The sequence below is a fragment of the Maribacter polysiphoniae genome (assembly GCF_003148665.1).
In the GTDB taxonomy this organism is placed as follows: Bacteria; Bacteroidota; Bacteroidia; order Flavobacteriales; family Flavobacteriaceae; genus Maribacter_A; species Maribacter_A polysiphoniae.
The window spans coordinates 97,718-109,158 of record NZ_QGGQ01000006.1 but is presented as its reverse complement, the minus strand read 5'-3'; the positions used below and the strand labels follow the sequence as shown (position 1 = coordinate 109,158).

Annotated in this window: 8 protein-coding genes; 4 read left to right on the top strand and 4 right to left on the bottom strand. The window is 41.6% G+C overall.

The annotated features are described in order from the left end of the window. The first annotated feature begins 8 nt into the window (after positions 1-8). From LX92_RS13485 to LX92_RS13475, 3 genes are all read left to right on the top strand, one after another. Positions 9-1,634 (top strand): sodium:solute symporter, encoded by a 1,626-nt coding sequence (locus tag LX92_RS13485; protein ID WP_109651476.1) that lies wholly within the window; start codon positions 9-11, stop codon positions 1,632-1,634. A gap of 13 nt (positions 1,635-1,647) precedes the next feature. Then, a complete protein-coding gene (araA, locus tag LX92_RS13480) occupies positions 1,648-3,138 on the top strand; it encodes an L-arabinose isomerase (RefSeq protein ID WP_109651474.1) in 1,491 nt (496 codons plus the stop codon). Between the two features lie 212 nt (positions 3,139-3,350). Then, on the top strand, positions 3,351-4,259 hold the full coding sequence (locus LX92_RS13475; protein ID WP_109651472.1) for a 1-phosphofructokinase family hexose kinase: 909 nt from the start codon (positions 3,351-3,353) through the stop codon (positions 4,257-4,259). An 82-nt stretch (positions 4,260-4,341) separates the two neighbouring features. Here LX92_RS13475 and LX92_RS13470 read toward each other — a convergent pair whose 3' ends face one another. Further along, a complete protein-coding gene (locus LX92_RS13470) occupies positions 4,342-5,493 on the bottom strand; it encodes an SIS domain-containing protein (protein WP_109651470.1) in 1,152 nt (383 codons plus the stop codon). 197 nt (positions 5,494-5,690) lie between these two features. Between LX92_RS13470 and agaR the strand changes: the two genes are divergently transcribed. Then, entirely contained in the window at positions 5,691-6,476 is a 786-nt protein-coding gene (agaR, locus tag LX92_RS13465; protein WP_109651468.1) for a transcriptional repressor AgaR, read from the top strand. A 145-nt stretch (positions 6,477-6,621) separates the two neighbouring features. Here agaR and LX92_RS13460 read toward each other — a convergent pair whose 3' ends face one another. From LX92_RS13460 to LX92_RS13450, 3 genes are all read right to left on the bottom strand, one after another. Then, on the bottom strand, positions 6,622-8,769 hold the full coding sequence (locus LX92_RS13460) for an alpha-galactosidase (protein ID WP_170117850.1): 2,148 nt from the start codon (positions 8,767-8,769) through the stop codon (positions 6,622-6,624). Between the two features lie 110 nt (positions 8,770-8,879). Then, positions 8,880-9,767 (bottom strand): DMT family transporter, encoded by an 888-nt coding sequence (locus LX92_RS13455; RefSeq protein ID WP_109651463.1) that lies wholly within the window; start codon positions 9,765-9,767, stop codon positions 8,880-8,882. A 19-nt stretch (positions 9,768-9,786) separates the two neighbouring features. After that, positions 9,787-11,325: a hypothetical protein gene (locus LX92_RS13450; protein ID WP_170117849.1), complete on the bottom strand. Its 1,539-nt coding sequence runs from the start codon at positions 11,323-11,325 to the stop codon at positions 9,787-9,789. Between the last annotated feature and the right edge of the window lie 116 nt (positions 11,326-11,441).

The following is an 11,441-nucleotide window of genomic DNA, read 5'->3' as shown; positions in this document are numbered from 1 at the left end:
AAAAGCATATGAAATCATTGGATACACTCGATTGGGTGGTAATTGCGGCTTATTTTATTATTCTATTGGGCGTTGCATGGTGGGTTATTATGCAGAAGCAAAAAAATACCGAAGATTATTTTTTGGCAGGACGTAATATTGGTTGGTTTATGGTTGGGGCCTCGATCTTTGCTTCCAATATCGGATCCGAACACGTTGTAGGTTTGGCGGGTAATGGGGCAGGGGACAAAATGCCGCTTTTGATATACGAATTGCATGCCTGGTTGGTCTTGATGTTGGGCTGGGTCTTTTTGCCATTTTATGCCCGTAGCGGTGTGTTTACCATGCCTGAATTCCTTGAAAAACGTTTTGATGCCCGTTCCCGATGGGTGCTTTCCGTCGTCTCATTGATCGCTTATATCCTAACCAAAGTTTCGGTAACGATTTATGCCGGGGGTGTAGTGGTCTCTGCGCTTTTGGGAATTCCGTTTTGGATTGGGGCCGTTGCCACCGTCGTACTCACTGGGTTGTACACCGTTTTGGGAGGAATGCGTGCCGTGGTGTATACCGAAACCATTCAGGCCGTAGTCTTGGTGCTGGGTGCGGGTATTTTAACCGTTTTAGGATTGGATGCCGTTGGGGGATGGAGTGAATTGAAGGCAACCATCGGCCCTGATTATTTTAATATGTGGAGACCGAATTCAGATCCCGATTATCCGTGGTTGCCATTATTCATTACAAGTACGGTTGTGGGGGTTTGGTATTGGTGTACCGATCAGGTCATTGTTCAACGGGTACTTACAGCCAGGAATATCAAGGAAGGCCGACGAGGCAGTATCTTTGGGGCCCTATTGAAATTAATGCCGGTATTTCTTTTCCTGATTCCCGGGGTAGTCGCCTTAGGGTTGAAAATGCAGGGAAAATTGGACTGGGATAGCCCAGATCAAGCCTTCCCGGTCTTAATGAGTAATTTAATGCCTTCCGGCCTTCGTGGATTGGTTGCTGCCGGATTGTTGGCGGCCCTGATGAGTTCCTTGGCATCTGTCTTTAACTCCTGTTCCACCCTATTTACCCTGGACATCTATAAAAAACTTAAGCCCAATAAACCAGAAGCGGAATTAGTGAAAACCGGGCGTATCGCTACCTTTTTTGTTGTGGGCCTAGGGTTGTTGTGGATTCCGATCATAACGAAACTGTCTGATGGATTGTATGAATATCTTCAAAATGTGCAGGCGTATATCTCTCCTCCAATTGCAGCGGTATTTTTATTGGGTATTTTCTATAAACGGATTAATTCAAATGGGGCAATCGCTACTTTAGTCGGTGGTTTTATTATCGGATTTCTAAAATTGACCCTTGAAATAGTACAATCGAGTTTTGCTGAAGGAAGTTTCCTTTTTAATCTGGCCGATATCAATTGGTTGGTATTCGGCGCCTATTTCTTTGCCCTGTGTATAGCAATCGCTGTAATCGTAAGTATGTTTTATCCAGCTCCCTCACAGGCACAGTTGGCCGGACTCACATTTGGTTCGATTACCAAGGAGCAAAAGGAAACCAATAAATCAAGTTATAACATATGGGATATTATCGCGTCGGTTGTGGTGGTCATTATCGTGATTTATATAATGATATCCTTTAGCACATTGAGCTTATAAAATAAAAAACAGCATGATAGATTTAAATAGGTATGAAGTTTGGTTTGTAACAGGTAGCCAACATCTTTACGGACCGGAAACCTTACAGGAAGTTGCGGAGCATTCTAAGAAAATCGCTAAATCCTACAATGAAAATAAGGACATAGTGGTCAATGTTGTTTGGAAGCCTACCGTGAAAACGGCGGAAGAAATACTTCAAGTCTGTAAGGAAGCCAATAATACGGATAACTGTGTGGGATTGATCGCTTGGATGCACACTTTCTCGCCTGCAAAAATGTGGATTGCCGGGTTGCAGGCATTATCAAAACCTTTTTTACATCTGCATACCCAATTTAATCGCGATATTCCTTGGGATGGTATAAATATGGATTTTATGAATTTGAACCAATCCGCGCACGGCGGAAGGGAGTTTGGGTTTATGGCGTCTAGAATGCGGATGGGCCGAAAGGTGGTCGTAGGGCATTGGCAGAACGATTCGGTACAAAAACAAGTGGATGCATGGTGCAGGGTAGCCTGTGCCGTAGCTGATTCCAAAAAGATGAAGGTGGCCAGAATAGGAGACAATATGAGGCAGGTGGCCGTTACCGAAGGGAATAAGGTTTCCGCCCAAATGCAGTTCGGGTACGAGGTAAATGGGTATGGAGTAGGTGATTTGGTTGCTTTTGTAAACCAAATTACGGATGCCGAAGTGGATGTTTTGATCCAAGAATATACCGATAGTTATACCTTGGCCCAAAAGGTACAGAAAGATGGTCCATTGCACCAATCCCTAAGAGATGCGGCAAAAATAGAGTTGGGTATGCGTGCTTTTATGCATGAAGGTGGTTTTACCGCCTATACCGATACGTTCGAGGATTTACATGGAATGAAACAACTGCCGGGAATCGCCACACAGCGTTTAATGGCGAGTGGTTTTGGATTTGGTGCGGAAGGGGATTGGAAAACCGCTGCACTGGTGCGAAGTATGAAAGTTATGGCCGCAGGTCTGGATGGAGGCAATAGTTTTATGGAAGATTATACCTATCATTTTGACCCCTCCAATGCTGCCGTATTGGGTTCCCATATGTTGGAAATATGTCCTTCGATCGCCCAGGGGGAAATTAGGGTGGAAGTACATCCGTTGGGTATTGGGGGCAAGGAAGATCCTGCCCGTTTGGTGTTCAATGGTGGTGCCGGCAAAGCCTTGAACGCTTCGGTTATCGACATGGGTAACCGTTTTAGGATGTTGGTCAATACCGTTAATGCGATATCCATTGAAAATGATATGCCACAATTACCGGTAGCAAGGGTGTTATGGAGTCCCGATCCAAATCTCGAAATAGCCGCTTCTGCATGGATCTACGGAGGTGGGGCACATCATACTTGCTATAGTGAAAACCTCAGTGCAGGACAGTTGGAGGATTTTGCGGATATATTCGGCATTGAATTTTTGTTGATTGATGAAAAAACCGATCTCTATCGCTTTAAGCAAGAATTACGGTGGAATGATATGGCCTTTAAATAGGGGTTGTCTTTTTGAAAATCCATATTGTTTTGTTCCTTACTGGGTTTAGGAGTCTTTGGCCATGATATGTTTTAAGTTTATTCACAGGGCGTTCATGGGTAAATGGTCTAAAATAAAAATGTTATGAAAGTTTTAATATTTCATATACTTTCAATTACTTTGTAATATACAATAGTTACGAAGTTTTTAAAGGTTAATTAAAATATATCCATATGGTGCTTTCAGTCTGTCCAAATCCGTCAATTGATACCTATGCATGGTTGCAAAGCTTTGAAATAGGTCAGTCAAATCGTATTGATCGGCTAGATGAATTTCCGGGAGGGAAGGGTGTCCATGTCGCGATGGCCCTGAAAGAACTGGGTAATCCTGTATCGCTTTTTGCCAATTGGGCGGGGAATAATGGGGAATGGATCAAAAATGCCCCGCAACTTAGTAATGTCCAAATACTGGGTAATCAACTAAAGGGAAACAATCGAAAATGCTATACCTTCAGGTCCACGGACAAAGCATTGGATAATACGGAGTTGTTGGAGCCCGGTCCTGAAATGACTACCGGGGAATGGAATCAGTTTCTTTTGGAATTTCAAGTAGCGGTACAGGCGAGCGATTTAGTCTGTCTTTCCGGCTCGTGGCCAAAGGGTGCCCCAGAGAATGCTTATCTTCAGTTGTTGGAAATCTGCAATAAGGAAGGAAGGAAGGCCATTTTGGATTGTTCGGGCATACAGTTGGAAAATGCCTTGAAGACGACTTTTTTCGGACTGCATATCAATGAACATGAGGCACTAAGTACTTTTGGGACCAAAGACCACATGGAAATACGCAACCAGTTAAGGAATAGGGTTTCACTAATTGCCATTACCAAGGGGAAGGAAGGACTCTTTCTACACACCGATGAACAATCCGTACACGCCAATGTGGTTATAAACGAAGTAAAGAGTACCGTGGGGAGCGGGGATTGCCTAACGGCAGGAATCGCCAATGCGGTATTCAAGGGAATGTCGCTTCAAGAAATCGCTAAATATGGGGTGGCCTGTGGGGCAGCCAACTGTTTGAATGAGGATTTGGGCATCTTGAAATTAAAGGATGTAAACCAACTCTTGCCTAAAGTCAAATTGACTTAGGAAGAGTTGTTCGATTGAACTTCAGTGAACCCCCTTAATCAGGGGGTAAGTCAATTACCCTAAATAGAATGGTTATAGGGGGTTAGTAAATAGTAACTCCTTTTACAACCCTGGATATTGCACCGCTCAAGGAAGGTGAATCCGGATTCAAACCTAAGTCCATGGATTTGAAAAAGCCCAATAGTTGACCTAAAATAATATTGCACACCGAAAGATAGGGCTCCTCTATGTGGTTGCCATCCTTGGAAAGTACGATTAGCGCATCCAAATCCAGATCGGCTCGCATTTTTTCAGCGATACCCATTTGAAATAATGGTGTTTTGCCTTCATCCATGGCTGCAACCAAATCTTTCTCATACCGGTAAACATCCTCGTTATTGGAAAAATAATAAACGAGTAATGTTTTGTTATTGACAACTGCCTTTGGTCCGTGTCGAAAGCCTAAATAGGAGTCGTTCTTGCAAATAATCTGTCCATCGCTTAGTTCCTGTAATTTTAAATGGGATTCCATGGCTGTACCATATTGTGGGCCAGATCCGAGGAAAACGGCCCTGTCGAAAGGTAGTTCTGCCGTTTTCTTAATGGTAGGGAGGAATTCCGTAAGTAAGGAGGTTCCGTATTCACAGACCTTATCCACGGTACTGTGCAATGATGTAATATTCTTGATGTCATTGATCAAGAGTGCTGATAGGAGCATACCCGAGTAACTTCCGGTCATGGCCAAACTTTTGTCATTTGCTTCTGGTGGCAGGTAAAAAACATATCCATTTTTTTTAAATGAATGTTTTGCCAGGTCCCCGTCGGTATTGCACGTAATGATTAAATGATAACAATCATTACAATGTTTGTCGGCAAGTTCAACCGCGGCTACACTTTCGGGACTGTTGCCCGATCTCGCAAATGAGATGAGTAGGGTGGGAGTATCCGGCTCAAAATAGTCCTGTGGGTGGGAAACAAGGTGTGTCGTGGCCACTGGGACTGTTGTTATTTTGGTAGTACGCTGTATAATGCCTTCTAATGAAAAACCGATATAAGCACTTGTTCCTGCGCCTGTTAGGATTATCTTTTTTGCAATTGGATAAACATTGTCAAGAAACGAGGAGATAGATTCACGCTCAGAACATATATTATTGTAAATGGCTTCCCATAGTTCGGGTTGGCCTTGTATCTCTCTTGCCGTATCAATGGCTTTTAAGTCGATCAGTGCACTTTCGGCAATATTTAGATATTTCATTTGGTAAGTCGTTATTTCAAATGCTTATATTCTTTCAGAACATTTCACACAAAGTTATTAAACTTATTTAAACTTTCAAATCTTATTATTTAAATTACGAAACATTATTATGTATTAAATCATAAGATTACTTCCTTATTTTTGTTAAATACCAAATCAAAATGTTATTTTAGATTGTTAATTTATGAAGAAAGCCAATGGATAAAAGCAAAACAAAACGTTCAACTGTTGAGCGTCGTAAGAAAATATTGAATCTTCTCGATATAAACGGACAGGTGTTCGTTCATGAACTCAGTGAGCAATTCAACGTTAGTGAGGTTACCATTCGAAACGATCTTGAACTTTTTGAATCCAAGAAGCTATTGATTCGTGCACGGGGTGGTGCAATGAAATACGATAACTCCGTAAGTGCCGATTATCAACTCTCTGAAAAGGATAAAATACATTATGCCGAAAAAATTGAAATAGGGAAAAAAGCGGCCTCCCTTATTAAGGAGGGTGAGACCATTATTTTGGATTCAGGAACTACGACTATGGAGGTCGCCAAGCATCTGGATGCTGAAAAAGCTATTAATGTGATCACCAACGCCTTTAATATTGCCAATCAGTTAATTCACGCCCAAAACATTAATATTATTGTTCCAGGAGGAACATTGAGAAAGAACTCACATTCCTTGGTTGGGCCTTTGGCTGAAAAAAACCTTCGTAATTTTTATGTGGATAAGGTATTTCTAGGTGTAGACGGACTCGATATTAAGCAGGGGGCATTTACCCCCAATATTGAGGAGGCCTCATTGAACCAGATTATGATAGATATTGCCAAGGATGTTATTTTGGTGGCTGATTCCAGTAAATTCAACCGAAGGAGTCTCGCATTTATATGCCCTACAAATAAAATCAATATTATTGTTACCGATGCCAATATCAGTAAAGAGGTTCTTGTGCAATTGCAGGATGCCAATATAAAGGTGATTATTGCTTAGGAGGTATTATCATTGGAAGGTATTCCCTTGATTTTCCTTCAATGTATTGGAATAAGGTGACTTCAGCATCAATACACCAAAAAACCGGGGTTGGATCCAACCCCGGTTTTTTGGTGTATAGCGTTAAAGGGAGGTTGCAGCCAGTTTATTTGGTCAATGGTGTAACCTTTAGATAGATATCGTTTTCTGTACTAATATTGACATTTGCAACCGATCCATCAATTGTCGCAATGGTTTTGTCTGTGCCAAGGTCTTTTATGGTATAGGTGGTACTGCCCTTTAAACCACGCAACGTTACTTTTCCTTTAAAAGGCCCTGGGGCAAAGTAATACAAGGTATTTTCCTTTTTTGTGACATGAAATTCAGGATAATCATTGGCTATGTCATAAAGATTGAGATATTCACCTTTGTAAATTTCCTCCTCCCGATATATTTTCAACCATTTTTTCCATTCTTCCTTCTTTTCTGGGGATATTTCAGTGTAATATGTTTCAAAATATCCTCCCATGGCAACACATTCGTCAATTTCACATGGGTCATAATTCCATCCTTCTTCCCTATGGGGAAGAATATAACCAGGGTTAAAATAAACACTAGATCCGTTAAGGGCCTTTTCCACTTTTAATTTTTCGCGTACTTGTTTTTTACTGGTTGCGTCCGAAGCATTCGTTATATTGTAAAAGGGCATTTTGTAAGGGTCATGGGGACGTCCGCATTCACACATTTCAACGGCACACCCAGGTTTTATGGATTGGGCCTTGTCATAGATTATTTTAAACTGCTCCGGCATATTCCAGTAGGGGGATAAAGGGCTTTTGTGTTTGTGCTTTGGATTGTAACATGGAGGGACTTCAATAAGATTCGCCCAATCATTATAAATAAAATCCAAATCAAATGTCACATAGATTTTTTCTACTTGTTGTTCCCAAAACTCAAGTACGGGTTGATAATCCGGACAGAGATAGTAAGATGTTGGCTCTTCCATTATATAAGGTTCCCCATTTTTTTGGAGCATAAGCCAATCAGGATTCGCTTTGGCCACTTCGGTATCGGGCTCTACCGATAGCGGACACCACCAAACACCAACTTTTAAGTCTTCTTTATGCATGTTATTGACGAATGCAATGAGGTCTTTCCTGCCTTCTGGGAATTTGTGTTTGTCCGTACTAGGCTCCCAGTCCCCGTAGTTGGAAAACCAACCATCGTCCAATACCACCATTTCAATACCTAGTTCCTTAAATTCAGGAACCTTTGCATAAATGTCCTTGACCTTAAAGTCCAACTCATAACCCCAGGTTTTCCAGTAGGTGTCAGGAACATCGTCAGGGGTTTTCTTGAATGTCTTGATACCTTGTGCATTCAAAAATTCGGCATAACGCCTTAAGGCATCGAAATAATCCAGGTTATGGACTGTCACCGCGTTTTTAATCGTTGTGTACGTATCTTCACTATCTAATACGATCGTACCATTTTGTGCGGAATGTGCTTCTTCAATGGCATATTGAATATTCCCATTCTTTAAGGTCTTGATGGGCATACTTACAAATTCAGGTTTCTTCGAGATATGGGCGATAGACATCCCCATTTCCTTACCCCATAAATCCAATAAGGGGATTCCACCCCCGGAGGGATCCCGACTAGCTACTTCAACACCCATAAAATTGGTTGCTGCATAGGTAGGGGTCATTTCTATATGGGCATAATCAAGGCCCCAATCCACACCACACCCTTGAAAAAGCGCAAAATCATAATTCTTTTTAGAAGGATTCACCAACTTGCGATTAAGTGTATATTGTGTTTCTACAAGCTTGTCAATGGTTATTGGTGTTTTTGATGAATTAGTGTATGCCACATACGTGATTACGGAGTTTGGGAAGTCTTCATAGAGCTCAATCGTCAAAACCTTTTGAATGGCCAAGGACTTATGATTCACCAAGCCTTTGTATTCCCCATACAATTTCAATCTTTTTCCTGTTCCAAATTCAGTATTGACTTCTGTCAATTCCTTTTTGGTAACATTGAAATCTGAAATAGGATTGCCTTCGATGAATAGGTAGTCGTTCGGAAGGGAATCATCCACTACCACAGACAGTATGGTGTTTTTCGTTTTATAAGATGGTATGATCTTCATCTTATTGTCTATTTCAAGAAGGATTTCCTGATTATTGAAATGATGGATTTCGTTTTCGAAGGAATACGTAATAACTGATTGGTCTTGATCGGCACAACTTTGTAACGCGATTATGAATACCAAGTAGAGTAAGACTCTTAAGTTCGATTTTTTAAGTTCCATAAGGGATATTTTGACATTTTTACCGGCCATATTTTGATATGGGAGGTCATGACAGAGGAATTTTTATCTTCCATGTCCTAAACAATTCGTTAACGAGGCTCGTTTAAAATTTATTCGGTTTCTTCTTCCTCAGGGTCAATAGCCAACAAAAAGGCTGCGATGATTGCAAAAACAATACCGATGATCTTAATGGTGTTGGGTACAAAATTCAATAGGACCATGGAAATAATAGCGGTAATCAGTGGGGCACCCGCATTGGTCAATGGGGATACCACCATTGCTTTGCCATACCTGAATGCAAAAACCAGACAAAGCGCACCTACGGCGTTCAGCACCTGTATACCAGCAGCCAACCAGGGGCCATTGGCTCCCCAATTGATTTCTTGGGAAAAATCGGTCATAAATAAGGCTACGGGAATTATCAGTAACCCTGTTATGGTCATGTAGAAAAATATACTCTCCGCGTTCATGCTCTTGTTGGCAAACTTCATAAAGTAAGCCTGAATACCCCATGCCGCTAGGACCAAAATGGCCAAAATAAACCATGATACCCCATACCCCTCGGATTCATTACCTGTAGAGTATTCAAATAAGGGCAATGCCAGAATAGCGAGTATAATACCAATAGTTCCTTTGGGTCCGGTTCTTTCCTTCAAAAAGAAATAGGATAGTACTACGGTGATAATGGGGGATAGTGAGATGATCGGAAAAATCAAATAAGTGGGACCGACAGTTACGGCATGAAAAAGCACCATTTGTCCACCAGCGCCTAAAAGGCCGATCAGGCAACCATAAAAAATAGATTTTTTGTCGTACTGTAATTTCCAATTGACACGGTATAAGACAAATAGGGCGGGAGGTATCATCGTTAGTGCCCAAACACAATATACTAAGGTCTCGGGAAATCCATTTTCTGCTGGTAAACCTGTAAAAGCTCCCCAAACTCCCCAGAAAAGAGTGGTTGTCAGTGCGTATATAAGCCATGGTTTTGATTTCATTGTAGCGTTGGTTATTTGGTTATAAATTTTGTTTTAAACGAAGGGTTCCATCTTCCTCGAGCTTTTGTTCACAAGCCCATTTTATTTGATGGCGTACCCCTTTTACCTCTATTTCTGCTTTTATTCGCAAGTTTTTCCAGACCGTTCCTTTAGGTAGAAGGAAGGATGCCTGCCTAACTTTTCCAGGTATCGGGTATCCAGGGTCAATACTTCCTGTGGTAATTAAATTACCATCATTGTCCAGCACCGAAATATACAATGCTCCGGGAACGCCACATACCCCATCGTTCACCAAGCCTAGAATCAATCCGGGATATCCTTCTTTCTCAAAATGCCATATCCAGGAAGGCCGTACATTATATCCCAAGACCATAGCCAATTCGTCTAACGGTTCAGGATGTTTTTCGTAATAACCGAGAAGGTTCCCCAGGGCGATATTATGCCAGTTCCAAAGGGAGAAATAGTTGGGGCTTACATCCTTGATATGGGAAATGATGTTCTCATTTCGGGTAATACCCTCAATTTCGGATGTATTGTTTTCTTGCTCGGTTCGGATTCCTTGCTCTATTGTGGCTCCTATCCAAGGGGGGCGGTTGCTCAAGGCGTCTATTTGCGAGGGCTCTATAAAAATGGTATCCGTACGCAACCAATTGAACGAACGAATGGTTCTATCCAATACTTCAGCATTGCCAACATCGTTATAATCAGGTTGGGTATTGGTCACCAAAGGGGTTTTTGTCCAGTTGGCCGCTTGGTATTCGAATATCTCAACAAAGGTCTTTTCGGCCGTATGATTGTCTGGAAATGGGTTACCGTTAAACGGCCATGAATGTCCTTCCCCCCAAAAACCATACATACAGGTATCTACATATTCAACCAGTTCGTGACCATTGTAGATTGCCGATAAAAGATCGTCCATTTTTTTAAAGGCCTTCATGAATTCGGGATGGTCGTACCTTGGTGCGTAGTGTACTTTATTCGGAATACCGATTTCATCGGTCGTGCCCAGTTTTACCATGGGTACTTTTCCGATTAAAAAATCGGGCATGGACTCCGGTTCAATCACGGGGCTCATCAGTTGTATTCTAAAGGCTACGCGCTTGCCGTATTTCTTGGCCATTTCAAACGTTAGGTGCCAATGATCCGGGAATTCCAACTTATTGGGCTCTTTTTGAATGTCACGCCAATCAACTCGAATATATAGTACGTCGCCCAAAGGGAATTTGGCTAGTTTTTCAATTGATTCCCGTAATGTTTCCCCTTTTGTTTTCGGAGGGCCAACTTCATCACAGACGTAAGTCACGAAACCCTTACCATAATTGCTGATGGGTTTTTTGGCAGGTGTGGTTACCATTACCACATCGGCACCAGGAGCGGTAGCTGAAGGTCCATACGTTGAAAACGGACCTTGATTCATTCTGTTTTCAATTGTAGGTGGTGGACCAAAATCATAACCGTCCCAATTGTGTGGTGGTATATGGTCTTGGGGTTTTGACCAAGGAATGCCGACAAGTAAACCTGCTGAGGCACTTTTGGTGATAAATGATCTACGTTTCATTTTTGAAAATCTAGGATGATGTATTTACAGCTACAAATGCAATAATGGTTTTATTTGGTAAAGGTAAATATATGAAAGTATAATAACTTTCAAAAACTTATTATTTACAAAATATA

Bases quoted from the DNA above. Each gene is read 5' to 3' on its own strand.
- LX92_RS13485 (WP_109651476.1), top strand. From the start codon at position 9: ATGAAATCATTGGATACACTCGATTGGGTGGTAATTGCGGCTTATTTT.
- araA (WP_109651474.1), top strand. From the start codon at position 1,648: ATGATAGATTTAAATAGGTATGAAGTTTGGTTTGTAACAGGTAGCCAA.
- LX92_RS13475 (WP_109651472.1), top strand. From the start codon at position 3,351: ATGGTGCTTTCAGTCTGTCCAAATCCGTCAATTGATACCTATGCATGG.
- LX92_RS13470 (WP_109651470.1), bottom strand. From the start codon at position 5,493: ATGAAATATCTAAATATTGCCGAAAGTGCACTGATCGACTTAAAAGCC.
- agaR (WP_109651468.1), top strand. From the start codon at position 5,691: ATGGATAAAAGCAAAACAAAACGTTCAACTGTTGAGCGTCGTAAGAAA.
- LX92_RS13460 (WP_170117850.1), bottom strand. From the start codon at position 8,769: ATGGAACTTAAAAAATCGAACTTAAGAGTCTTACTCTACTTGGTATTC.
- LX92_RS13455 (WP_109651463.1), bottom strand. From the start codon at position 9,767: ATGAAATCAAAACCATGGCTTATATACGCACTGACAACCACTCTTTTC.
- LX92_RS13450 (WP_170117849.1), bottom strand. From the start codon at position 11,325: ATGAAACGTAGATCATTTATCACCAAAAGTGCCTCAGCAGGTTTACTT.